Origin of the sequence: Marinifilum fragile, from assembly GCF_963677365.1 — a bacterium.
Lineage (GTDB): Bacteria > Bacteroidota > Bacteroidia > Bacteroidales > Marinifilaceae > Marinifilum > Marinifilum fragile.
Genome location: NZ_OY781962.1, coordinates 4,523,720 through 4,547,370, shown reverse-complemented (window position 1 = coordinate 4,547,370; position 23,651 = coordinate 4,523,720). Strand labels below are relative to the sequence as shown.

Genomic DNA, 23,651 nt, shown 5'->3' with positions numbered 1-23,651 from the left:
TTTCGGAAAATTTAAGAATCTGTATACCTTTGCGCACGAAAACGGAGAACCAATGAATATTACTGCAGCAGAATTCGTAATGTCTAACTCGGATGTAAAAAAATGTCCGAAACCAGATAAGCCAGAGTATGCCTTTATCGGGCGCTCGAATGTTGGAAAATCATCATTAATCAATATGATTACCAACAATAAAAATCTGGCAAAAACATCTTCGAAACCAGGTAAAACACAGTTAGTAAATCATTTCTTAATAAATAAGGAGTGGTATTTGGTAGATTTACCAGGATATGGATTCGCAAAAGTTGCAAAAAACACTAAACAGCGTTTTTCAAGATTAATATTTAAATACATCGAGAGCAGACCAAATTTGGTAAACCTTTTTGTGCTGGTTGATTCACGTCACGAACCTCAGACAAAGGATACTGAATTCATGGAATGGTTGGGTATTAACGGAATTCCTTTTTCAATCATTTTTACCAAAGCTGATAAACTAACAAAACGAAAACTTGGTGAATGCATTGAAACTTATAAGAAAGTGATGCTTGAATCATGGGAAGAAATGCCTCCATATTTTATTAGTTCATCATCTAATGGTTTAGGTAAAGATGAAATTTTAAATTATATCGAAGAAACAATCAAGATGACACGGGATTAATACCGTAAAATAAATTCAAGGAAGATCTCTGCTAAAGATATCTTCTTTTTATTTTAAATAGGTGTAAACCCTATAGAAATCAATTGGTCAAAATATTTGCTGTTAAAGGATTTAATTCATTTTTTTGCGGCAATAATTTTTAAATTTGCACAATAAAACATATCTGATTTATAAACAAATAATACTTTAATGAAAGCCCCGATTAAAATCTTTGCTGGCTCGAACAGCGAACACCTAGCTGCTAAAATTGCAGAAGCTGCTGGTTTAAGTGTTGGAGAGTCTAGCATTATTAGATTCAGTGATGGAGAATTTGAAACTGCTTACGAAGAAACAGTTCGTGGAGCTCATGTTTTTATCGTTCAATCAACTTATCCTCCTACAGATAATTTGATGGAACTTCTATTGATGATTGATGCTGCAAAAAGAGCTTCGGCTTATAAAGTATGTGCAGTTATTCCTTACTTTGGTTTTGCTCGTCAGGATAGAAAAGATCGCCCAAGAGTAGCAATTGGAGCTAAATTGGTGGCAAACCTATTAATGGCTGCAGGTGTTGATCGTGTGATGACAATGGATTTACATGCAGATCAAATTCAGGGATTCTTTGATGTTCCAGTGGATCACCTTTATGGTTCTTCGGTTCTTCTTCCTTACGTTGAAGAATTAAAGCTTGATAATCTTGTGGTTGCTTCTCCTGATATGGGGGGTAGTAAGAGAGCACATGCATATGCAAAATACCTGCATGCTGATATGGCAATCTGTCACAAAAGAAGAGAAAAAGCAAATGTTGTAGGTGAAATGACAGCTATTGGTGAAGTTGATGGTAAAAATGTTGTGATTGTTGATGATATGATCGATACAGCTGGAACCATTACCAAAGCCGCTGACATGTTGAAAGAAAAAGGAGCAAAAAGTGTTAGAGCAATTGCTTCTCATGCTGTTCTTTCAGGTCCTGCTTACGAAAGAATTGAAAATTCTTCATTGGAAGAGGTGATTTTCACCAACTCAATTCCGCTAAAAGAAGAATCTAGCAAGATTAAATCATTAAGTATTGCTGATATTTTCGCAAAAACAATCTTGAATGTTTACAATTGCGAATCAATCAGTTCCAATTTTATTTTATAATTATTATCTTTGCGCCGATTTTAGGTAAAATTATTATAAACGTGTGATGGGATATCAATTGAACCTTTTTACCGGGTGAAGATATTGTTATTGAGTAGCACAAAAATAATTTGAAATGAGAACATTAGAATTAAAAGGTTCTTTAAGAACTGACTTAGGAAAAAAAGCTACTAAAGCTTTACGTAGAGAAGAATTGGTTCCTTGTGAATTGTACGGTGGTGAAGAAAACATCCACTTTGCAGTTAGCGAGAAAGACTTGAACAAATTGCTTTATACTCCAGAAACTTTCATCGTAAAATTCGATATTGAAGGTAAAAAGTTTTCTGCAGTTATGAGAGAAGTTCAATTCCACGCTACTTCTGATAAAGCTCTTCACGCTGACTTTTTCGAAGTATTCGAAGACAAAGCTTTCGAAGTTCAGATTCCAATTAAAGTTGAAGGATTTGCGAAAGGTGTTCAAGCCGGTGGTAAATTGGCAGTTAACTTGAGAAAACTTAAAGTTAAAGGTTTAATGAAAGATCTTCCTGAATTCTTACCTATCAATGTAACTGAATTAGGTCTTGGTAAGAGTACTCAGATTAGAGAACTTGCTTTCGATAACCTTGAACTATTGAATGCTAAGAATGCCGTAGTTGTACAAGTTAAGCTTACAAGAGCTGCTCGTGCTGCTGCTCAGGCTGCTGCTCAGGCTTAATTGCTTGTTTAGTAAAAAATATAACCTCCCGGCTATTTGCTTGGGAGGTTTTTTAATACCAAATATTCTGATATCAAAAACTCATCCCTAGTTTTAAACAATTATTCTAACTTTGGATTTGTTATGATACAGTTCCTTAAAAATATATGGGGAAAGATATCTTTCTCTGATAGTGATAAAAAATTTGATCCAATGAAATATCTGGTTGTAGGTTTAGGAAATATTGGTGCAGAATATCACAACACCCGACACAATATTGGTTTTAGCATTTTGGATGCACTTGCAGAAACTGCAAAAATTGAATTTAAAGATGCTCGCTACGGAGCGATGTGTGAATATAAATTTAAGGGCAGAACATATGTTCTTGTAAAACCAAGCACTTATATGAATCTTAGTGGGAAAGCTGTAAATTATTGGTTACAGAAGGAGAAAATTCCTGTTGAGAACATGATGATATTGGTAGATGATCTTGCGTTGCCATTTGGAACTTTGCGTTTGAGACCAAAAGGCAGTGACGCTGGACATAACGGCTTGAAGCACATTAATGAAACATTAGGACATCAGAACTATGCTCGCCTTCGATTTGGCATTGGTGATGATTTTCACAAAGGACAGCAAGTGGACTATGTTTTGGGAAAATGGACCGAAGAAGAATCTGAAAAACTAGCTGAGTTGTACAAAATCTGTATCAACATGATTAAAGGAATGAGTACAATTGGGATTCAAAGAACCATGACAGCTTATAATACCAAGAAAAACGGTAAATAGACCTCAAGATATGGACGATAAGGTAAGAGTTGACAAATGGATGTGGGCAGTTCGAATTTTCAAAACTCGCAGCATGGCCGCCGAAGCTTGTAAAAAAGGTAAGGTGACCATAGATGGAGTTACAATTAAGCCTTCAAGAGAAGTAAAATTGAACGAAAAAATCGATATTCGCGTTCCTCCCATTATTCGAAGTTATCGCGTTAAAGCAATATCTGGCAAAAGAATGTCGGCTAAATTAGCAGTTGATTTTGTAGAGGACATTACAGCACAAGAACAGCTGGATTTGCTAAATGCAACCAAAAATTTTGGCTTTGAACAACGCCAAAGAGGAACCGGTCGTCCTACAAAACTAGAACGTCGCTTGATAGACAAGCTGAAAAAAGGATAATAATACAACGAACAGTTTGCAGTAATAACTGTTAATTGTTAACTGATAATCATATCATGATAATAGCACAGGAAAAAAGAAAAACCAATTTGGCCGAGTACATTTTATACATGTGGCAAGTTGAAGATATATTAAGAGCTTATAAATTCGATATTGAAGCTGTAGATAAAAACATCATTTCTCAGTTCAAACAAGATGATGAAAAGCATCAGGAAATCAAAGCCTGGTACGAAAACTTGATTGAGATGATGAAAATTGAAAAAGTGGAAGAACGTGGGCATTTGCAAATTCTAAAAAACAATGTAAATGAACTATTCGATTTTCACTTGCATCTTTTGAACAACAAAAAGGACGCTGCTTACATAAGTCTATTCGAAAAAGCTGCAGGTAACATTGCCGAATTTCGCCAAAAATCGCAAGCTAAGGAAGAAAACAACGACATTGAAGTTTGCCTAACTGCTTTGTATGGCATTTTAATGCTAAAGCTTCAACAAAAAGAAATCTCGAAAGAAACAATTGCTGCTGTTACAACTTTTAGCCAGTTAATTTCAGATTTAACTGCTAAATACAAAGCTTTCGAGGAAGAAAAAGAATAACATCAAGCTCTTAAATATCTATGGAAGGATCAAACAAAAACAGCAACTGGTTTTTACTCTTATTGGTATCATTCATTTGGGGCAGCCCATATATTTTAAGGGAAATTGCCTTAAAAAGTTTTAGCCACGATCAGGTTGCTGCCTTTCAGGTTTTTCTGTCTTTTTTACTCTTTCTTCCATTAATATTTAAGAATATCAAAAAGCTTGGCAAGGATAATATTATTCCTTTGATATTATCAGGATTGACTGGTAATATTGGTCCCTCCTACTTTTTTGCCAAAGCTCAAACCTTAATCAGTTCCTCAATTGCTGGTATGCTAACTGCCATGCTACCAACAATCACTTTATTAATGGCGATCCTATTATTTAAGAACAAAACCAACATAAAAATAATTGGAGGTATTTTACTTGGTTTCGCAGGAACATTAATCATCATCTTTTCTGGTGAGTCTCATGGAACGACCCATTTACTTGGGATTTTCTATGTTTTTATGGCAATGGTTTCGGTTGCTACCAGTATTAACATTATTAGCTTTGCCTTACCAAAACTTACAGGTACTGAAATTGCATCTTTAGCATTCCTTTTTGTTGGACCTATGGCAGGTTCTTATTTGGCATTTACGGATCTTAGTGCACCATTAGCGGCCGAAAATTTCACCAATAGTGCTTTAATGCTTACCCTGTTGGCCTTACTAACTTTTGCTGGAGTGATATTCTACAATCGCCTCATCAAACAGTCGTCGCACGTTTTTGCAGCTTCCATTGCCTATCTTATTCCAATAGTGGCAATTTTCTGGGGAATTGTAATCGGAGGAGATCAAATTACATTGGCACAAGTCGCATCAATTATCATTATCTTAGTGGGAGTTAACCTAACACACCGATAATTGTGAATAAAAACATTCCACTTGCCTTAAGTTCAGGAATCCTTCTTGGAATTCCTTTTTGTATTCCTTCACTCTTTTTCCTGATACTATTTGCATGGATTCCATTACTGTTTCTGGAAGAAAAACTTAAAGATCATCACAATCCATATTTACTTTTCAACTACACATTTCTAAGTTTTACAGTCTGGAATGTAATGGCTTATTGGTGGGTAGCACAAGCACATATTTTAGGAGTAATTCTAATCATTTCAATAAATTCTATGTTGCTGGCACTGATATTTTGGTTGATCAGTAAAGCCAGACAAAGCTTGCACATTTCCATACTTCTTCCATTTATAATTATTTGGTTAGGCTTTGAATATTTTCATACACAGTGGGATTTAGCCTGGCCATGGTTAAACCTGGGCAATGCATTTGCCTCTGCTCCTTCCTGGATACAATGGTATGAATTCACCGGAACCAGAGGTGGTAGTTTGTGGGTCATCCTCATCAACTATAGTATTTTTGAAATCATCCGACGAGAAAGGGATTTTAGCTATTCACAAGTATTCATTTTGTTGGTCTTGTTTGGAATTCCTCTTCTTTATTCTTCCGTCGGAAATGATATCAAGCCCGAAAACACTTCAGCCAATCGCACATTTGCATTAATTCAACCCAATCTCGATCCTTATACTGAAAAGTTTGTCCCTGAAAGTGAGAAAAAATATTTTAATGATTTCATCAAGTCGGCTGATTCCATTTGTAATGTAGATGCTCCAGATTTCTTATTTGGTCCTGAAACTTTAATCCTTCAATCAATAGACGAAAAAAATCCGAATACCTCGGAATACTACCAACAGCTATCCGCCATGAAGGAAAAATATCCTAAAACCAATTTTCTAATTGGAGTGCACAGTAAGATTGATGATGAATCCTTCAATTCGGCACTTTTAATCGGTGATTCTGTTCCACAGTTCTACCACAAAACCAAATTGGTACCCATGTTCGAACGAATACCTTTCGACAAATATTTGGGATTTCTGAATAAATATTCGCTCGAAATAGGAGGATACAATGGGACCTACAGCAGTAGAAATGAAACCAATTACTTTATGGCCGATTCAACTGCAATTGTTCCCGTGGTTTGCTTTGAATCTATTTTTGGTGATTACTGCGCAAAGCGTATTCCTGAATCGAATGGATTTATATGCATGATAACCAACGATGGCTGGTGGAAAAACACTCCTGGCTATATGCATCATTTTAACTTTAGCCGTATTAGAGCCATTGAAACTCGTCGCGATTATATTCGTGTAGCCAATAATGGAATTTCTGCTCATATCAACTCCAAAGGCACGATAATTGCTAAAACAAGTTGGTGGAACAAAACAATACTTAGTGGAAATCTGAGTTTATTAAGTGGAAGAACTTTTTATTCTGAGCATGGAGATTACATTGGCCGAACTTGCCTGTTCTTTGCCTTGCTTCTCTTAATCTTTGTTAAAATTCGCACTTATACACTTCGATTATCAGGAAGAAAGTTTTAATTCCATTAATTTTGACGGAACTATTTTAAAACTAAAATTACACACAATATGTATCGATTATTACTTGCCTTACTAACTGTTTGCATGATAAGCGGAACTCTTAGCGCAGCAAAAAACAAGAAAATTGACAAGACATTCAAATCAATTGAAAATCTGAAAATAGATGCCCATTACGGAAAAGTTCAGGTTAAAAATTGGGATAAAGATGAAATTCATTTCGAAATTTTAATCACGGTTGACGGATCAAACGAAGACAAGAACGAAACCATGGTTGAAAACATCAATATCGATTTTACCGAGGGAGGTCAACAGCTGGTAGCTCAAACGGTTTTGGGAGATTTCTTTTCCCTTAAGAAATTGACTAACTCTTTGTTCAACAAGGGTAAAATTAAAATTTCGTACACAGTTCACATGCCTGCTTCTGTAAATCTTGAAATTATTCAGAGAAATGGTGATGTGTTCCTGGATGATCACAATGCCAAGTTTAGCTTGGATCAAAACAATGGAAACTTCACCGCCAATAGCTTAAATGGCAACAACAACTTAAAGCTTTCCAATGTAAATGTAAAAATCAATCAGCTTGCTAACACACAACTGGATGCTGCTGGTTCTGAATTTAAAATTGAGAATGCCAATAAAATCTCAGGAGAAAGCCGCGATTCTGAATACACCATTCAGGTAATCGACAACCTAAACATTAAATCGGCACGCGATAAATTCGATATAAAAGAGATTGAAACACTTTACGGAACTTCGAACTTTACCAAATTTGAAATTGCACAATTGGGTGATGAAATAGACTATGAATTAAAATTCGGTCACATCAATGTTTTCAACATTAACAACATGTTCTCATTCATTAAGCTTGATTCTAAATATGGCCACATTGGCTTAAGCTTTATGGAAGGTTGCAACATCAATTACGAAATCAATCACAAATCAGTGAAATTCGATAACTCGAATGATTTTACTTTAAAGAATGAAGAAACAGCCGATAAAAACACCTATGTAGCCAAAGGTAAAATTGGTTCGAAGAAATCAATCTCGAAATTGAATATTCGCGCTAACAATTGTAAGATGAGATTAGAATAAACTCCTCAAAAGGATATATAAAAACGACCAATTACTGCTGGAATTGGTCGTTTTTTTATGCTTTTTACTGCCCCAGATAGCAATAGACTACAAAAACTCGCAACTTGTAAACACTTTTATAGCAAAAGGGAAACGATTTGTAGCTTAAATGAATGCATCGGATTTTGTGTCAATCCGTTCATATGAATGGCAAAAATTCTACTGACCAAAGCTCAACTAGTATATCTATATTGACGAAGCTTTCTCTTCTAAATTAGCATTTTAACATCTTTTAAGTCCTCTGCAAGTTCCTTTTTATTATATTCAAGCGAATTAAAAACATTACTATATGAAAAGAATACTCGCAATAACAATACTATGTCTGCTTTTAACCAGTGCATTTGCACAGAAAAACCTAAAGAGTACTTTCGAAAAAGATTTAATCAGTTATACCACTGCTTTTAACAACAAACAATGGGACGTTGTAACTGAAATGATGTATCCTCGCATTTTTGAGATGATGAGCAAGGACAATATGATCATGGTCATGCAAGGAATGGACAATATGGGCGTTAAAATGACTACCGATTTTAAATCCATCGATAGAATTTCAAATGTAGTTGAATCGGGCACCCAGAAATACTGTAAAATCCATTACTATGGCATTGTAAAAGTAAAACTCTCAGGATTAATGTCGCAGGGTTCTTCGCTTGTTCAACCTAAATTTGAACAAGAGTTTGGTAAAGAGAATGTGAAGTATAACGAGGAAAGCAATTCTTTTACCATACAGGCTCATCGATCAATGCTTGCCATTGCCAATAAAAAATCCTGCGATTGGAAATACATCGATATCAATTCGCCTCAAGCTAAAGGATTACAAAATTTGATTCCAGAACATGTGAAGAGGCAGTTGAGGTAAGATTCGTACCTCATCCCGATAAATCATTTTAAAGGAGATTTATCCTGCAGAAATCATACTTTAATAAATATTGAACTATTGGAATATATACAGATTTCAATTATATTAGAATTACACGAAAGAAATACAAGAACAATCTAAAAACACACTATGAAAATATACTTCTCAGGATCGATCCGAGGTGGCCATGAGGACGCTGAAATCTACAAACAGATTATCGATGAATTAAAAAAATATGGCAATGTGCTAACAGAGCATATTGGCTCAAAAGTTCAGGATACCAATTTATCTGATGAAGAAATTCACGACCGAGATTTAAAATGGGTCATGGAAGCAGATGTTGTAGTAGCTGAGGTAACTACTCCTTCGCTTGGTGTCGGTTACGAAATTGGTCGCGCAGCCGAATTCAATAAACCAATTATCTGTTTGTATCGAAAAGATGGCAAAAAACAGGTTTCAGCAATGATAGCAGGTTGCTCTCAGGTGAAAAGTTTCGAATATTCAAAAATTGAGGATACCAAACAAATACTAGCTGAACAATTTCGCGATATCAATAAAGACTGGAGAAATATCAATTACTTAAAGGATGGATCGCCAGTGCAGGTAAAAGCATATAACTGCCTTACCAAGCTAGGGATTTTAGATTCTTTGGCAGAATACAATCCAACTTTAACAGGTACCATTCCAATTGGCATATCTGTAAAAGAAAGCGATTTGGATATTGCTTGTAGATTTTTTGATGCCGACTGTTTTGAACGTGTTGTGGAATCAATTTACGGAAAGCAAAAAGATTTTAAAATTGAGCAAAAAGAAAAAGCGGGTTATTGGGTAGTAGTTGCCAACTTTAATTACGAAGGTTTCGATATTGAAATTTATGGTTCAGCATATCCGGTTGTGGCACAGAATTCTTATCGACACATGTTGATTGAAGATCGCATTTTAAAACTTTTAGGTGAAGATTTTAATAAAGAAGTGGTAAAATTGAAAGAAACAGGTGTTAAAACAGAACCTGCTTTTGCTGATTTGCTAAATCTGGAAGGAGATCCTTTTAATGAGCTATTGAAGCTTGAATCCTACAGTGATCGAGAAATCAAAAAACTTTGGAAGTAAAAATTCAAATTCTTAAACCAGAGATTGGTTTACCCTAAAATAAGTATCCTTTATCAAATCGATATCCGAGTTAATGCAAGGATATTTATTTTTGGTTGGGGGAATAGATGAAGATGGCAAAATTAAATTGTTGGGAATATTTTAAGTGTGGGAGAGAAATTGGAGGTGTTAATACCAATGAATTAGGTATTTGTCCTGCAAGTATAAAATTTGAAAACACTGGAGTTAATAACGGATTAAAAGCAGGAAGAAGCTGCTGGACAGTGGAAGGAACTTTATGCAATAAAAGCATTCAAGGCGAAATTGAAGAAAAGCTTTTAGGATGCATCAATTGTAGCTTTTTTAAGATGGTTGACAATGAAGAAAGTCGTGCTTTTGTTTTATTAAATAAGGAACTTATTAAAAAAAAGTAAAAGGAATGTTTAAGTTTTGTTGCGTAATTTTTCAAGAACCTTGTTAGATTACTATGCTGCACTAAATGCAACTCATCTTTTCCAATCCAAATAATCTTTAAAAATCAATTGAAGGAATTGGTTTAGGACTTTCTAAAAAGCATAAAAAAGCTTGGCTACATATTAGTAGCCAAGCTTTTTGCATTATACTATATTCGATTTAGAGCTTTTTAAGCAACTCTCTTGCAATTACAACTCCATTAACCGAAGCTTGCATTAAACCTCGTGTAATACCTGCTCCATCACCACCTAAGTATAGATTCTTCACCGATGTTGATTGAAAGCTTTCGTCCACTTTCGTGATATTGCTATAAAATTTTACTTCTACACCATACAGTAAAGTTTCATCAGAAGCCAAGCCAGGCGTTACTTTATCCAAAGCGTAAATCATTTCCTCGATATCCTTTAGGATACGATGTGGCAACACCAAACTCAAATCACCTGGCACTGCATCTTTCAAAGTTGGAATAATGTTATTTCGATACAATCTATTGGAGGTCGTTCTGCGTCCGCGAACCAAGTCACCAAATCGTTGTACCAAAATTTGGTTATTGGTTAGCATGTTGGCCAATCTGGCAATGTGCTTACCATACTCAATGGGTGCTTTAAAAGGCTCGGTAAACTTTTGCGATACCAATAAGGCGAAGTTGGTATTATCACTCTTCAGGTCCTTGTAACTATGTCCATTTACAACTGCCAAATCACCATCGTAATACTCCGAAGAAACAAATCCTCCGGGATTACTACAGAAAGTTCTCACCTTGTCATCAAAAGTTTGAGTATAGTGAATTAATTTTGCCTCGTAAAAGTTCTCATTAATATCCTGCATGATTTCGTTTCTGCACTCAACACGCACACCTATATCAACAACCCCCACCTCGGTAGAAATACTTTCTTTGCTACACTCTTTCATTAGCCAATCCGCACCATCTCTACCAACCGAAACCATTACCAAATCGCCATAATAGCTTCCTTTTCCATTCTTAACTCCCTGAATTTTATCTCCTTCTAGAATTAAGCTTTCCACAGCACAATTAAACTGTACCTCAACTCCTTTTGATGTTACATACTCGTACAAACGCTTGTACAAATCCTGAGCTTTTTCGGTTCCCAAGTGACGAACCGGACAGTGAACCAATTTCAAATTCGACTCAATGGCTTTGCGACGAATATTCTCCATAGCAGGAGTTAATTTTTCACCATGAATATCAGTTGCTGCACCAAATTCCAGATAAATCTTATCGGTATAAGCAATCAAATCAATGGTTTCTTCAACTCCCAAATAATCAGGAAGAGTTCCACCTACTTCGTGCGATAAAGACAATTTCCCATCAGAGAATGCACCTGCACCTGCCCAACCAGTAGTAATGCTGCAAGGTTTACAGTGCACACAGGTTCCACCATTGGTGTGTTTCGGACAAGACCTTTTGTCCATTCCCCTACCCTTTTCAAGAATTAAGATTTTTAAGTCGTCTCGATTTTTTACTAATTCGTAAGCACAAAAAATACCGGCTGGACCGGCTCCGACAATAATCACATCGTATTTTTCCATACGTTATTTAAATTTTTAAAAGATTAAAGCGGCTTACCATTTTTTTCGAAAGGCAAACTTTCAAAAATAGGAATTCTTTTTAAATGAGAGAATGGTTTAAACTTATAATGAGTATAAATATCAGCCAAATAAAAACCGGAACATATTGATGCTCCGGTTCTTTATCATTCAATTCTTATTTTATCTTTTGGTAAACTCTTTTTTCCCGTTCTCTAGGAACTCAAGGAATTTGTCTGCATTCAGGTCGTATGCTCGTGGCTCTACCAACGTATTTTCATCATGATCTAAAAGCACATAATAAGGTTGTGCATTTACACCGAATCTTGTAATCTGAAAATCGGCATATTTTTTTCCCAATGTCTTTTTAACTTTTCCATCATAGGTGGAAGTTGCCCAATCTTCCTCCGGTAATTTCTGTTTGTCATCCACATATAATGCAATAATCACATAATCTTCCCTCAGCACTTTTTGCACTCGGGCATCCGACCAAACATTGGCTTCCATTTCACGACAGTTCACACAACCGTGTCCAGTAAAATCGATAAAAATAGGCTTATTTTGCTCCTTTGCACAAGCCAATCCTTGCTCAAAATCAAAATAACCTTTTAAGCCATGTGGTAAATGCAATTTATCTGCGTATTTTGGTGTTCCACAAATCTCATTTTTGCCATCTTTAAAACTGGCTCCAGATTGATCACGCACTATGGCAGAGATATCAAAATCTTGTGTGGTTTGTGGTGGCAAATAACCTGAAATGGCCTTTAAAGGAGCTCCGAACATTCCCGGAACCATGTATACTACAAATGAAAATGAACAAATTGCTAGCATTAATCTTGGTACCGATATGTATTTTAAATCACTATCGTGACTGAACTTTAATTTACCAAGCAGGTAGAATCCCATTAAAGTGAATATTACGATCCAGATTCCCAGATAAACTTCTCTATCCAAAATTCCCCAATGGTAAGTTTGATCGGCAATACTTAAAAATTTCAGACCTAAAGCAAGTTCTAAAAAGCCTAAAACTACCTTAACCGAATTCAACCACCCACCAGATTTTGGAAGGTTATTCAACCATGAAGGGAAAATGGCAAAAAGTGTAAAAGGCAATGCAAATGCCAATGAGAATCCAAACATCCCAACAATAGGCTCCAAAACCTCTCCTCCTGCCGATTGCACCAAAATAGAACCTACAATTGGCCCTGTACAAGAAAATGAAACCAATACAAGTGTAAATGCCATAAAAAATGATCCTGCGAATCCTCCCTGATCCTCTTTTGCAACAGATTTGTTAACCAACCATGATGGCATAGTAATTTCAAACATTCCAAAGAATGAAAAAGCGAATACGAAGAAAATGGCAAAGAAGATGACATTAGGAACCCAATGCGTACTCAACCAATTGGCAAAATCAGCCCCCAAAGTAATGGCTACAATGGTTCCAATAATGGTATAAATACCAATGATCGAAACTCCATAAAACACAGCATTGAAAATAGCTTTTTTTCTATTCTCTGAACTGTGCATAAAGAATGAAACAGTCATGGGAATCATTGGAAACACACATGGAGTAAGTAAAGCTATCAAACCAAAGGTAAAAGCAATGAAAAACAATGACCACAAGGAAGCGTATTCCTTTCTTGGATTTTTCATTGCATTAATTTTTTCCTTTTCTGCTTTTACAGGTGTTCCATCAACTCGACTTGATACTGTACTACCCTCATTAATGGAAAACTCGAAGTCAGGAGTAAACAACACACACTCCCCTTCTCTACAAGTTTGATATTCCATCTCGCCTGTAATGGTAAATGCTGCATCGGATAGGACTTTGATTTTTTGCTTTAAGATTGCTTCATGCTCAAAATATTCGATATTCATTTCAAATATTTCGTCGAAAGATTTTTTGGCTTTGGTAATTTCTTGTACTTCTCCAATGCGTTCATAATTTTCCGATTCTTCAAAAGTAAAAGTCAAACGAACCGGTCCTCCATCTTCGAAATGTTGCGAATACAGATGCCAATCCTGATCTATTTGTGCTTTAAAGACAAGATTAAATTCCGTATCACTTAATTTTTCAGTAGTAAATTCCCAGGAAACAGTTTCTAAAATTTGTGCTTGTGCGCTTAAGAAACCTGTAAGGAGTATTCCCAGAAGTAAGGTGAGAATTTTTTGCTTCATATGGTTTAGTTTTTTACTATAATGCATATAAAATTAGCATTATAAGCAAATTACACCAAACCATATTATCCTCTTAACAGTTATTTAAGAGGATTTTGAAATTTGTATTTATAGAATGATTATAGTTCGATTTCCTGATTATTGTCATCGAAAATCTTAAATCCCAATAAATCGTATGAAGGAATTTCTATTACCGCCAATTTAATTCCAAGCTTTGATTGCCATTCACGACGTAATGTCTTCCAGAAACCTTTGTTGATATATGCAGCAACAAATGGATGAACTTTTAGTGTTAGCTTCTTTTCACCACTATCTGCAACCGACTTTAACTTTTCTTCAATTTGATCAGTTAATAAAACTGCTGGTGATATTTTTCCTGAACCAAGACAAGTAGGACAAGTTTCCTGTATCTCGATGTTCATTTCAGGGCGAACGCGCTGGCGAGTAATTTGCATCAAACCAAACTTACTTAAAGGCAAGATATTGTGTTTGGTTCTGTCTAGTCCCATCACCTCTTTCATGCGTTCAAAAACCTTCTGGCGATTCTCTGCTGAATGCATATCGATAAAATCGACAACGATAATTCCACCCATATCGCGTAGACGAAGCTGACGAGCAATTTCATCTGCTGCAGCAAGGTTCACCTCAACGGCATTTGTTTCCTGATCGTTTCCTGCTTTCGAACGGTTTCCACTATTCACGTCAATAACATGGAAAGCTTCGGTATGTTCAATAATAAGGTAAGCTCCGTTTTTAAAAGAAACAGTTTTACCAAATGAAGATTTAATTTGTTTATCAACACCCAACTGGTCAAAAATTGGCATATCACCAGTAACATGCTTTACAATTTTTGATTTTTCAGGAGCGATCCCTGCAATGTAGTTTTTAATATCCTTGGCAGCACTTGCATCATTTACATAGATATTTTCGAATGATGAATTCAAAATATCACGCAAAATAGCAGTGGTTCTATCCATTTCACCCAAAATCAATTTTGGAGGATGCATATCTCTGATATGTTGGAAACTTCCTTCCCATTTTTCTACCAAAGATCGAAGTTCTTGATCCAATTCAGCAACGCGTTTCCCCTCAGCAACAGTTCTTACAATAATCCCGTAATTTTTAGGCCTTATGCTTTGAAGCAGCTGACGCAAACGGCTTTTCTCTTCGGTTGACTTGATTTTCTGAGAAATAGATACTTTATCCGAAAAAGGAATCAGAACAATATTTCGTCCTGCAATGGATATCTCCGAGCAAAGTCTCGGTCCTTTTGTAGAAATTGGTTCCTTGGCAACCTGCACCAGAATGTATTGTCCCGACTTAAGAACATCGGACATTTTACCATTCTTATCAATGTCCTGTTCCAATCTCATTTTCGAGATGGACAGATTACGACCTTTCCTTGCCAAGGCCTGTTGTAAGAATTTATTTAGTGAACGGAATTGATGTCCCAGATCCAGATAATGCAAAAAAGCATCTTTCTCATACCCAACATCAATGAATGCAGCATTCAACCCGGGCATAATCTTCTTTACTTTTCCCAAATATATATCTCCTACCGCAAACTGAAGATTACTTTTTTCTCTGGTTAGTTCAACCAATTGTTTGTTGCTAAGCAGAGCAATTACAATTTCATTAGGGTTTACATCAATTACAAGCTCGTTACTCACTATTTAAATTCTTCTTATTTTTATTAAAGGTAATCAGTTCTTACAAATAGATAAACCTAAAGTACTAAAAAGTTCTTTAGGTTTATTTATTTTGTTCTTACAAACAAGCTATAAGAAAACTATTTCTTCTTCTTATGACGATTTTTTCTTAGTCTTTTCTTACGCTTGTGCGTAGCCATCTTATGTCTTTTTCTTTTCTTTCCGCTAGGCATAACTTCGAATTATTTAATGAATTTAAAAATCTAAAACTACTTTACGTTAGTCTTCACTTTACTTACGAAAGTTTTCGCAGGCTTGAAAGCTGGAATAAAGTGTTCAGGGATTATAATTGTAGTGTTTTTAGAAATGTTTCTTGCAGTTTTCTCTGCTCTTTTCTTAACGATAAAACTTCCGAAACCTCTCAAATACACATTCTTTCCTTTTACTAATGAACCTTTAATTGTATCCATGAAAGCTTCTACAGTTTTCTGAACTGTAATTTTCTCAATTCCTGTGTTTTTAGAAATCTCGTTAACAATATCTGCTTTAGTCATCTCTTAAAAAATCTTTAATTATCAATTATTTACAACATCATTTCCTCAAATCAGATTGCAAATATATAAGATTTCCAGTTATTAACGAAATCGAAAACAAATATTTTTACGCATTTTTGAAAAAAATTGAATCATACATTTTTTTTCGAGATGCTTAATAACCAAATCATAAACTGGTATTGCGATAACAAACGCGACCTTCCTTGGCGAAATACAAGGGATCCATATCTAATATGGATTTCTGAAATCATGTTACAACAAACCAGAGTTGTCACAGCAATTGACTATTATTACAAATTTACAAAAAGGTTTCCAACTGTAATAGATTTAGCATTAGCAGATGAGCAAGAAGTTTTGAATTTATGGCAAGGTTTGGGTTACTATTCCCGAGCCAGGAATCTTCATTATGCAGCAAAAACAATTTATACCATATATAAAGGTGTATTTCCAAACACTTATAAAGAAATTCTTGCTTTAAAAGGCGTAGGCACATACACTGCTGCTGCAATCTCATCTTTTGCATTCAATTTGCCTTATGCGGCAATAGATGGTAATGTATATAGAGTACTTGCCAGATTGTTTGGTATAGAAACTCCCATTGATAGTACTGAAGGGAAAAAATTATTTCAAAATATTGCTACTGAAACTATGGGCAATGCAAGACCTGAAATTTACAATCAGGCAATGATCGAATTTGGTGCATTACAATGCACTCCTAAGCCGCCCAACTGTAGCAATTGTCCTTTAAATTCTAATTGTTTTGCGCACAATTCAAATATGGTAGATCAATTGCCTGTAAAGAGCAAACAAATTAAGTCTAAGAATCGATATTTTTACTATTTGTTCCTATCTTGTTCGGGTCGTTTTGCCATTGAAAAAAGAGAGGGAAAAGATATTTGGAAAAATATGTATCAATATCCCCTTATTGAGAGTAATACTGAACTTTCAACGGAGCAATTGTTACAATCAGATCAATGGAAAGAGATTTTTGATTCTTCCAATTTGGTAATACAATCAATTAGTGATAATATCGTGCACAAATTAACGCATCAGAATATCAATACCAAATTCATCCATATTGATATTGGTGACAAGGAAATCAAAAATTTCAAAAGGTTTATTTTTATAAATAAAATGGAATCGGAAAAATACCCATTCCCTAAATTAATTAACAATCACATTTTAAATGTTGATTTTTAAAATAAGGCTTAAATATATTATGATACAACATAAAAGTTTGTAACTTTAAAGTATTGCTAACTAAAAATTTAAACATATGTCAGTAAACAAAGTAATTCTAGTAGGTAATGTAGGAAAAGATCCTGAAGTAAAATACTTTGACAATGATGTCAGTGTTTGTAATTTTCCTCTTGCTACAAGTGAAACCTATACCAAAAATGGTGAAAAAGTTACTCAAACCGAATGGCATAACATTGTTCTTTGGCGCGGATTGGCAAAGGTTGCTGAAAACTACGTAAAAAAAGGTATGCAATTGTATATTGAAGGTAGCTTAAGAACCAGATCTTGGGAAGATCAGGATGGAAATAAAAAATACATCACAGAAGTTATGGCTTCGAACATGCAAATGTTGGGTAGAAAAGGTGATAATGAAAATGTTCCACAAGCAAGTCCTGAAATGGCTCAACCAACAGCTGCTGCTGATAGTTCTATGGAGGAAGAAACTGATGATCTTCCATTCTAAATTACACGAGTGTTAACTAACTTGAGAAAAAATTGGAAACAGACAGTTTTTCAACACTATTTTTAAACAATTCTGATATTGTTTTTCACACTTTAGATATAAGTACCATTATAAGTTTGCTTGTAATGGTACTTCTTTTATTTTGCTCCGCTTTGATTTCAGGTTCTGAAGTTGCTTTATTTTCGTTATCCCCACAGCAAATAAGTGATATCGAGGCAGAAGAAAATCACAAAAACCGAAAGTTGTTAAAACTTTTAAGAATGCCTGAGGAGCTACTGGCAACTATTCTAATTGGGAACAACTTTGTAAATGTTGGAATCGTTATTCTTTCCAGCTTTATTACCAATTCGATAGTAGATTTCTCAAATACACCAACCATTGGATTTTTGGTTCAGGTGGTAATTATTACTTTCCTGTTATTGCTTTTTGGTGAAATCATTCCAAAAGTTTATGCCACGCAAACTGTAGTTAGATTTTCAAAATTCATGGCTTTTCCTTTGTTCTATATGGAAAAGATTTTCAGACCCATGTCGGTAATTCTAATTAAATCCACTTCGATTGTTAACAAACGAATTTCCAAAAAGCAAAATATTTCCATGGGTGATTTATCGCAGGCGCTTGAATTAACTGCCGATGAAATCAGTGAAGAAATGGAAATTCTGGAAGGAATTGTAAATTTTGGAAATATTAATGTGGTGGAAATTATGAAATCGCGAGTGGATGTGGTTGCCATTGATGTAAGAACTGGTTTTGGAAAACTAAAATCGATTCTAATCGATTCGGGTTATTCAAGAATTCCTGTGTATGATGGGACTTTCGACAACGTGCGAGGTATTTTGTATGTGAAAGACCTGTTGCCTCATCACCATAAACCAAACACTTTTCGTTGGCAATCTATAATCAGGCCGCCATTTTATGTGCCTGAAACCAAAAAGATCAACGATTTGTTGGAAGAGTTTCAAACTCAGAAAAACCACATGGCCATTGTTGTTGATGAATATGGGGGTACATCCGGAATTATTACCATGGAAGATATCCTGGAAGAAATTATTGGAGACATTACCGATGAGTCGGATGAAGAAAAGGACACTTATACGCTTGAAAAAGATGGCACTTACCTGTTCGAAGGAAAAACTCTGCTAAACGACTTCTTTAAAATAACTGACGTAGATTCTGATATATTTGAAGATATAAAAGGTGACGCCGATACTTTGGCAGGTCTTTTACTGGAAATGAAAGGTGAAATTCCTCAGAAGAAGGAAGAATTCTCGCACCAGAATTTTAAATTTATTGTAGAAGCCGTTGACAATAGACGAATCAAAAAAATTCGTTTTCTGCCTCCTAAAGCGAAATTAGCCAAATAAAAAACATTACATCTGAATACAGTACAAAATGAAGTTAACTCAGTTCGTTTCATACACTCTTATTGCCTTTCTTGCACTTGGTTTTATATCCTGTAAAGAGAAATACACACCAAAACCTAAAGGCTATTTTCGTATTGATTTGCCAGAAAAACAGTATGAAAACTGGAGCAATAATTACCCATACAGTTTCGATAGATTGTCGATTGCCAATGTGAGCGTTGACAAGAGTAAAGGAGCCGAAAAATATTGGTTAAACATTCAGTATCCCGATTACAAGGCTACGATTCATTTAAGCTATAAAAGTGTAAATGGAAATGTGGAGGAGTACCTTGAAGACTCGCGAAAAATGGCATACAAACACAGTATTAAAGCTGATGCCATTGGTGAGCAAGCATTCCTAAATCAGGATAAAAATGTATATGCGCTGATTTATCGAATCAAAGGAAATGCTGCCTCATCGGTGCAATTTGTTGCAACTGACAGTACCAAGCATTTTTTGCGTGGTGCACTTTACTTTAAAGAACATCCAAACCAAGATTCATTGGCTCCGGTAATTCAGTATATCGATAAAGATGTGGTAAAGTTGATAGAAAGCTTAGAGTGGTCAAAATAATATTCTGAAACGAATGCCTCTATATAAACACCTACATATTAGCGAGGACTGTAATCTATACATCTGGAAAATTGATGAAGAGATAGATTACCTCAAAAATCAAGTTAAATTAGACGATAAAGAGCTTGAAAAATACAATGGTTTTGGCAGTGAATCAAGGAAAAAAGAGTATTTAGCTACCCGATTGCTGGTTCAGCAATACATTTCTTCTGATTTAAGAATTGAGAACAACGAACATGGAAAACCGTTTTTAGTTGGTTCCGATTTAAATATTAGTGTCAGTCATACCAAGAATTTTGCTGCCATATTTGTATGCAAGCAATCCATTCCTGCCTTAGATATGGAATACCTATCAGATAGGGTTCATAGAATTGCAAAGCGATTTCTTTCTGAATCGGAGCTGGAAAATATTTCAGATCAAGATCGAACTTTCCACCTATACCAACACTGGTGTGCAAAAGAATGTCTAATTAAATTCTATGGCAAAAAGGATGTGCATTTAATTGATGAGTTGAAGATTCATCCTTTCACACCTGGTCAGGATACATTCACAGGGGAAGTTTGCCGTGATGATTTTTCTGAATCCTACACTTTCCAATACATCCAGTTTGATGAATACTTGCTGGTTTATTCTTTAAAATAAATCAGCATAAAAAATGATCAAGAAACACAGGTTTTAAAAAAATAATAAGCCTTTCATCATCATTTTAGATCTCTCTACCAAAGTAGAAGGCTATAAAATCATCGTAAAAGCTCCATATAAAAAAAACAATAGACCTCCTGGTATCATTATCCCCCTTTCTGAAAAAAAAGAAGAGTATAAAATTATAGCTAAATACTAATCTCAAAAAAGCAATTACCTCGCCAAAAACATTTTATGCCCTTCTACCAAAGTAGAAAGTGACAAAACCAATATGCAAATGGAATCCTAAAAAAACAAATGCTTTATCAGCATGATAAAGCATGCTTCTATAAAAATTAATTGAGGTATAGCCACCATTACATATGTATTTTAAAAAAAATATTGCTTTGGCAGTATAATCTTATGTACTTCCTTAAAAATTTATTGGATATAAGCCTAATCAAATCTGTTCCTTCAAAAAATCTTGATTACTGCGTCAACTCCTCAATAGGATTACCGTCGCAACCTGCGGGGATCGAAATGTTCAAGAAATTAGAAATTGTTGGAACGATATCTTCTACATAAACCGTGCGAGATACTGTACCACGTTTGATTTTCCATCCATACCAAAACAGTGGAACCTGGTTTGTGTAACTGTATTGAGCAATTTCATCTCTCTCATCCTTAGTCTTGTGCATCCAACCTGGTTCAAGGGTAATCAATACATCTCCTGATCGTTTTTGATTGAACGAACGCTGCACTTTCTGCATCACCCCATGCGTATAGTTTGCAGTAATTAAACTGCTGGCTGGAATGGTACTGGCCACTCCCGTAAACTGAATTAAAAAGTTGGCTGCTTTTAACTGCATCTCCTCCAAGGATAGTTTCGAATCTTCAATCAACTGATGATTTAAATAAACCTGTTGAGAATCGTATCCTAAAATCCAATCACCACTCCCATACAAAACATTCAAGTATGATTTTAGTAATGCCATTGCGTTGTAGGAGCTAAAATATCCGTTAGGAATATTTTGTGCTTTTAAATTTTCAGGCGTGTAGTTTGCCGATTGATCTGCAGTTAGGAACACAAGCACATTTTCTAAGCCGATCTGCTCATCAAGGAAATTCAGAAAGTGTTCTATTTCTCTATCCAATCTGATAAAGTTATCAATCATTTCGGCAGAAAAAGGAGAAAGTTCCCTGTGTTTGTAATCCAAGCATGAAAAGGTTATGGCAAGAAAATCGGTATCATCATCGCGCCCTAAGTTTTCGTTTATTATGGCAGAAATGGCAAAATCTTTTACCAGCATGTTTCCAAACGGAGTTGCCTTGATGGCTTTGTATCCGTAAGTTCTCTTCTCCTTATTCAAATCGTAATAGAAATCTGAAGATAGTCCAACTTTACCCAAAATCTTTTCTGAAATTCCAGGTTTGTCTTGTCCATCAAATGGCGTCCAGATACGATCCATATAGAAATCGGCAAAATTCTTATTATTGAACTCACTTACCCAATTGTAAAGAGTATCCTGATAGTGAGAAGATGTAACAAACTTTCCTGATAAATCATCCATCCAGTAGGCTCCATCAGCTCCATGACCTGCAGAAAATAATGCAGATTCGGCATTTAAACCAACTCCAATTACCCTGGAGTGATGATTGAATAGTTTAATTTCATCGCCAACGGTTGGTGCCAATAAGTTTTTGGGGGATTTGCCTTTTTCTTTGGTTTCAATGCCAACAATTTTAGCATCCCCATCATCTTTGGCCAAGTTTAGTTCGCCTGATAATCTATCGTACCAGCCATGTGAAATTACTCCATGATAAGATGGCGGCGTTCCGGTAAATATGGTTGCATGATCGGGACCCGTTTGTGAATACAAGTAGCTAAACTTCGCATTTTTACAGTAGGTTCCCTGGTTCATTAAACGCTTAAACCCTTTTTCACCAATCAGGTTTGAAAATCGGAAATAATAATCAGGACGCAAATGATCTACTACGATTCCTACAACCAGTTTAGGTTGTTCAGAAGGAATTTTTCGAGTTCGTTGAGCGTGAGCTAATGATAGGTTGGCAATAAAAAATATCAGTAATATAAATCCGATTCGTTTGTTCATCCTTATTAAGTGTTGATGTTATACCGATTAGTTGCTAGATCTACTCACTTATTTCGCTAAGCTCATAACTGAGTGTTAGCAATCTATCGGCATGATCTCCATTTGTATATTAACAACTAAAATGGTATCAAAAAATTGTCCGCAACAAATATAATGGATTCACTCTGATTTATGGAACTGTTGTGCAGTATTGCAATATTATTTAGATTGAGCTTGATAACGGATCACATCAACCTGCTCCATGGTAATCAGTCCTCCACCACCCGATTTCTCGATTAACAGTTCCAGGATATGAAGGAAACCTTCTACTTTTTCGGTGGAGTCAACAATCTCAACAATTATTGGCAAATCATCGGCAAGCGCAAATATTTTAGAAGTATGAATTCTTGAACTGGCTCCAAAAGACATGATTCCACGATGAACTGTAACGCCAGCCATGCCGTATTTTTTTGCTCCATAAACAATGGATTCATACAAAGGACGCTGGTACACCCTGTCAGCTTCACCAATAAATACTCGAAGTAATTTTGCCTTGCCCTTTAATTTCATCGCTTCAGATATGAGATGTCAGATCGTAGAACTGAAACTCTCATTCTAAAATCTGAACTAAAACAATTTATAAATCTGGGTGCCTAAATATACTGCCAATAAACCAAGAAAAACGCTTCCTCCCAGATATAGAGAAAGATACAAAAATCCACTGTCTTTTAAAAGATTCAGTTTATCGAATGCAAAGGATGAGAATGTGGTAAAGCCCCCACAAAAACCTACGGCAAGAAACATCCTGATTTCAGGACTAATTAAATTATCGCGTTCGGCAAGCGAGTATACAACCCCGATGATAAAACTACCTACAATATTAACAGTCATGGTACCAATAGGAAAAACGGTATCGAAAAAGCGGTGCAATGCCTGACCAACTAAAAAACGGGAAATACTTCCCAAAAAACCTCCCATGCCGATTAGCAATAGTGTACGTAACATCTTAAATCAATTAATAATGAATAATTAGCAATGAATCAGATAAATTCATTGTCAGTGGCAAAGATACTGTTATTGTTTGAAATTATTTATACTTCGTGAGTATGCAAAAAAATGGCCACTCAAAACTGAAT

General features: G+C 35.4%; 24 protein-coding genes. 17 read left to right on the top strand and 7 right to left on the bottom strand.

All coding sequences use genetic code 11. The annotated features are described in order from the left end of the window. The first annotated feature begins 52 nt into the window (after nt 1–52). The 12 genes from yihA to ACKPCA_RS18430 all read left to right on the top strand — a co-directional run bounded on the left by yihA (nt 53) and on the right by ACKPCA_RS18430 (nt 10,149). Nucleotides 53–655 (top strand): ribosome biogenesis GTP-binding protein YihA/YsxC, encoded by a 603-nt coding sequence (gene yihA, locus ACKPCA_RS18485; protein ID WP_321280357.1) that lies wholly within the window; start codon nt 53–55, stop codon nt 653–655. A gap of 189 nt (nt 656–844) precedes the next feature. Further along, nucleotides 845–1,777, top strand: coding sequence for a ribose-phosphate pyrophosphokinase (locus ACKPCA_RS18480; protein WP_054714198.1), 933 nt, complete (start codon nt 845–847; stop codon nt 1,775–1,777). A 115-nt stretch (nt 1,778–1,892) separates the two neighbouring features. Beyond that, nucleotides 1,893–2,471 (top strand): 50S ribosomal protein L25/general stress protein Ctc, encoded by a 579-nt coding sequence (locus ACKPCA_RS18475; RefSeq protein ID WP_054714195.1) that lies wholly within the window; start codon nt 1,893–1,895, stop codon nt 2,469–2,471. Nucleotides 2,472–2,663: 192 nt separating this feature from the next. Further along, nucleotides 2,664–3,239, top strand: coding sequence for an aminoacyl-tRNA hydrolase (gene pth, locus ACKPCA_RS18470; RefSeq protein ID WP_321280355.1), 576 nt, complete (start codon nt 2,664–2,666; stop codon nt 3,237–3,239). 10 nt (nt 3,240–3,249) lie between these two features. Next, nucleotides 3,250–3,627 (top strand): RNA-binding S4 domain-containing protein, encoded by a 378-nt coding sequence (locus tag ACKPCA_RS18465; protein WP_054714194.1) that lies wholly within the window; start codon nt 3,250–3,252, stop codon nt 3,625–3,627. A gap of 56 nt (nt 3,628–3,683) precedes the next feature. Further along, entirely contained in the window at nt 3,684–4,223 is a 540-nt protein-coding gene (locus tag ACKPCA_RS18460) for a DUF4924 family protein (protein ID WP_054714191.1), read from the top strand. A 20-nt stretch (nt 4,224–4,243) separates the two neighbouring features. Beyond that, entirely contained in the window at nt 4,244–5,110 is an 867-nt protein-coding gene (locus ACKPCA_RS18455) for a DMT family transporter (RefSeq protein ID WP_321280354.1), read from the top strand. Nucleotides 5,111–5,112: 2 nt separating this feature from the next. After that, nucleotides 5,113–6,636 (top strand): apolipoprotein N-acyltransferase, encoded by a 1,524-nt coding sequence (gene lnt / locus ACKPCA_RS18450; RefSeq protein ID WP_321280353.1) that lies wholly within the window; start codon nt 5,113–5,115, stop codon nt 6,634–6,636. Between the two features lie 48 nt (nt 6,637–6,684). Continuing rightward, complete coding sequence (locus ACKPCA_RS18445) at nt 6,685–7,728, top strand: hypothetical protein (RefSeq protein ID WP_321280352.1); 1,044 nt, start codon at nt 6,685–6,687, stop codon at nt 7,726–7,728. Nucleotides 7,729–8,056: 328 nt separating this feature from the next. Beyond that, nucleotides 8,057–8,626, top strand: a complete 570-nt coding sequence (locus ACKPCA_RS18440; RefSeq protein WP_321280351.1) for a hypothetical protein — start codon at nt 8,057–8,059, stop codon at nt 8,624–8,626. A 150-nt stretch (nt 8,627–8,776) separates the two neighbouring features. Continuing rightward, the gene (locus tag ACKPCA_RS18435; protein WP_321280350.1) at nt 8,777–9,736 is read left to right on the top strand and encodes a DUF4269 domain-containing protein; all 960 of its coding nucleotides are present in this window, start codon (nt 8,777–8,779) and stop codon (nt 9,734–9,736) included. A gap of 113 nt (nt 9,737–9,849) precedes the next feature. Continuing rightward, nucleotides 9,850–10,149 carry a two-CW domain-containing protein gene (locus ACKPCA_RS18430; RefSeq protein WP_321280349.1) on the top strand — a complete coding sequence of 100 codons (300 nt, stop codon included), beginning with the start codon at nt 9,850–9,852 and terminating at the stop codon, nt 10,147–10,149. 199 nt (nt 10,150–10,348) lie between these two features. On the opposite strand, the gene ACKPCA_RS18425 is transcribed toward ACKPCA_RS18430, so the two are convergent. The 4 genes from ACKPCA_RS18425 to ACKPCA_RS18410 all read right to left on the bottom strand — a co-directional run bounded on the left by ACKPCA_RS18425 (nt 10,349) and on the right by ACKPCA_RS18410 (nt 16,121). Continuing rightward, a complete protein-coding gene (locus ACKPCA_RS18425) occupies nt 10,349–11,740 on the bottom strand; it encodes an NAD(P)/FAD-dependent oxidoreductase (protein ID WP_054714172.1) in 1,392 nt (463 codons plus the stop codon). A gap of 180 nt (nt 11,741–11,920) precedes the next feature. Beyond that, on the bottom strand, nt 11,921–13,918 hold the full coding sequence (locus tag ACKPCA_RS18420) for a protein-disulfide reductase DsbD family protein (protein WP_321280348.1): 1,998 nt from the start codon (nt 13,916–13,918) through the stop codon (nt 11,921–11,923). A gap of 119 nt (nt 13,919–14,037) precedes the next feature. Next, nucleotides 14,038–15,588: an Rne/Rng family ribonuclease gene (locus ACKPCA_RS18415; protein ID WP_054714166.1), complete on the bottom strand. Its 1,551-nt coding sequence runs from the start codon at nt 15,586–15,588 to the stop codon at nt 14,038–14,040. Between the two features lie 248 nt (nt 15,589–15,836). Further along, complete coding sequence (locus ACKPCA_RS18410; protein ID WP_054714163.1) at nt 15,837–16,121, bottom strand: HU family DNA-binding protein; 285 nt, start codon at nt 16,119–16,121, stop codon at nt 15,837–15,839. A gap of 150 nt (nt 16,122–16,271) precedes the next feature. Here ACKPCA_RS18410 and mutY point away from each other — a divergent pair, with 150 nt between their 5' ends. From mutY to ACKPCA_RS18385, 5 genes are all read left to right on the top strand, one after another. Then, nucleotides 16,272–17,321: an A/G-specific adenine glycosylase gene (gene mutY, locus ACKPCA_RS18405; RefSeq protein ID WP_321280347.1), complete on the top strand. Its 1,050-nt coding sequence runs from the start codon at nt 16,272–16,274 to the stop codon at nt 17,319–17,321. Nucleotides 17,322–17,397: 76 nt separating this feature from the next. After that, nucleotides 17,398–17,823 carry a single-stranded DNA-binding protein gene (locus ACKPCA_RS18400; protein WP_054714155.1) on the top strand — a complete coding sequence of 142 codons (426 nt, stop codon included), beginning with the start codon at nt 17,398–17,400 and terminating at the stop codon, nt 17,821–17,823. Nucleotides 17,824–17,948: 125 nt separating this feature from the next. Next, a complete protein-coding gene (gldE, locus tag ACKPCA_RS18395) occupies nt 17,949–19,187 on the top strand; it encodes a gliding motility-associated protein GldE (protein WP_321280346.1) in 1,239 nt (412 codons plus the stop codon). A 28-nt stretch (nt 19,188–19,215) separates the two neighbouring features. After that, on the top strand, nt 19,216–19,800 hold the full coding sequence (gldD, locus tag ACKPCA_RS18390; RefSeq protein ID WP_054714148.1) for a gliding motility lipoprotein GldD: 585 nt from the start codon (nt 19,216–19,218) through the stop codon (nt 19,798–19,800). A gap of 13 nt (nt 19,801–19,813) precedes the next feature. Then, nucleotides 19,814–20,443: a 4'-phosphopantetheinyl transferase family protein gene (locus ACKPCA_RS18385; RefSeq protein ID WP_321280345.1), complete on the top strand. Its 630-nt coding sequence runs from the start codon at nt 19,814–19,816 to the stop codon at nt 20,441–20,443. A gap of 467 nt (nt 20,444–20,910) precedes the next feature. Here ACKPCA_RS18385 and ACKPCA_RS18380 read toward each other — a convergent pair whose 3' ends face one another. The 3 genes from ACKPCA_RS18380 to crcB all read right to left on the bottom strand — a co-directional run bounded on the left by ACKPCA_RS18380 (nt 20,911) and on the right by crcB (nt 23,520). Next, nucleotides 20,911–22,536 carry an alkaline phosphatase family protein gene (locus ACKPCA_RS18380; RefSeq protein ID WP_321280344.1) on the bottom strand — a complete coding sequence of 542 codons (1,626 nt, stop codon included), beginning with the start codon at nt 22,534–22,536 and terminating at the stop codon, nt 20,911–20,913. A 198-nt stretch (nt 22,537–22,734) separates the two neighbouring features. Then, nucleotides 22,735–23,085, bottom strand: coding sequence for a DUF190 domain-containing protein (locus ACKPCA_RS18375; RefSeq protein WP_054714137.1), 351 nt, complete (start codon nt 23,083–23,085; stop codon nt 22,735–22,737). 57 nt (nt 23,086–23,142) lie between these two features. Next, nucleotides 23,143–23,520, bottom strand: coding sequence for a fluoride efflux transporter CrcB (crcB, locus tag ACKPCA_RS18370; RefSeq protein WP_054714135.1), 378 nt, complete (start codon nt 23,518–23,520; stop codon nt 23,143–23,145). Nucleotides 23,521–23,651 lie beyond the last annotated feature (131 nt).

What these genes read in the sequence shown, in the direction of transcription:
- mutY (WP_321280347.1), top strand. Translation starts at nt 16,272, where the DNA reads ATGCTTAATAACCAAATCATAAACTGGTATTGCGATAACAAACGCGAC.
- ACKPCA_RS18385 (WP_321280345.1), top strand. Translation starts at nt 19,814, where the DNA reads ATGCCTCTATATAAACACCTACATATTAGCGAGGACTGTAATCTATAC.
- ACKPCA_RS18435 (WP_321280350.1), top strand. Translation starts at nt 8,777, where the DNA reads ATGAAAATATACTTCTCAGGATCGATCCGAGGTGGCCATGAGGACGCT.
- pth (WP_321280355.1), top strand. Translation starts at nt 2,664, where the DNA reads ATGAAATATCTGGTTGTAGGTTTAGGAAATATTGGTGCAGAATATCAC.
- yihA (WP_321280357.1), top strand. Translation starts at nt 53, where the DNA reads ATGAATATTACTGCAGCAGAATTCGTAATGTCTAACTCGGATGTAAAA.
- crcB (WP_054714135.1), bottom strand. Translation starts at nt 23,520, where the DNA reads ATGTTACGTACACTATTGCTAATCGGCATGGGAGGTTTTTTGGGAAGT.
- ACKPCA_RS18430 (WP_321280349.1), top strand. Translation starts at nt 9,850, where the DNA reads ATGGCAAAATTAAATTGTTGGGAATATTTTAAGTGTGGGAGAGAAATT.
- ACKPCA_RS18455 (WP_321280354.1), top strand. Translation starts at nt 4,244, where the DNA reads ATGGAAGGATCAAACAAAAACAGCAACTGGTTTTTACTCTTATTGGTA.
- ACKPCA_RS18465 (WP_054714194.1), top strand. Translation starts at nt 3,250, where the DNA reads ATGGACGATAAGGTAAGAGTTGACAAATGGATGTGGGCAGTTCGAATT.
- ACKPCA_RS18480 (WP_054714198.1), top strand. Translation starts at nt 845, where the DNA reads ATGAAAGCCCCGATTAAAATCTTTGCTGGCTCGAACAGCGAACACCTA.
- ACKPCA_RS18375 (WP_054714137.1), bottom strand. Translation starts at nt 23,085, where the DNA reads ATGAAATTAAAGGGCAAGGCAAAATTACTTCGAGTATTTATTGGTGAA.
- ACKPCA_RS18445 (WP_321280352.1), top strand. Translation starts at nt 6,685, where the DNA reads ATGTATCGATTATTACTTGCCTTACTAACTGTTTGCATGATAAGCGGA.
- ACKPCA_RS18425 (WP_054714172.1), bottom strand. Translation starts at nt 11,740, where the DNA reads ATGGAAAAATACGATGTGATTATTGTCGGAGCCGGTCCAGCCGGTATT.
- ACKPCA_RS18380 (WP_321280344.1), bottom strand. Translation starts at nt 22,536, where the DNA reads ATGAACAAACGAATCGGATTTATATTACTGATATTTTTTATTGCCAAC.
- ACKPCA_RS18410 (WP_054714163.1), bottom strand. Translation starts at nt 16,121, where the DNA reads ATGACTAAAGCAGATATTGTTAACGAGATTTCTAAAAACACAGGAATT.
- gldE (WP_321280346.1), top strand. Translation starts at nt 17,949, where the DNA reads ATGGTACTTCTTTTATTTTGCTCCGCTTTGATTTCAGGTTCTGAAGTT.
- ACKPCA_RS18440 (WP_321280351.1), top strand. Translation starts at nt 8,057, where the DNA reads ATGAAAAGAATACTCGCAATAACAATACTATGTCTGCTTTTAACCAGT.
- ACKPCA_RS18460 (WP_054714191.1), top strand. Translation starts at nt 3,684, where the DNA reads ATGATAATAGCACAGGAAAAAAGAAAAACCAATTTGGCCGAGTACATT.
- ACKPCA_RS18400 (WP_054714155.1), top strand. Translation starts at nt 17,398, where the DNA reads ATGTCAGTAAACAAAGTAATTCTAGTAGGTAATGTAGGAAAAGATCCT.
- ACKPCA_RS18475 (WP_054714195.1), top strand. Translation starts at nt 1,893, where the DNA reads ATGAGAACATTAGAATTAAAAGGTTCTTTAAGAACTGACTTAGGAAAA.
- ACKPCA_RS18420 (WP_321280348.1), bottom strand. Translation starts at nt 13,918, where the DNA reads ATGAAGCAAAAAATTCTCACCTTACTTCTGGGAATACTCCTTACAGGT.
- gldD (WP_054714148.1), top strand. Translation starts at nt 19,216, where the DNA reads ATGAAGTTAACTCAGTTCGTTTCATACACTCTTATTGCCTTTCTTGCA.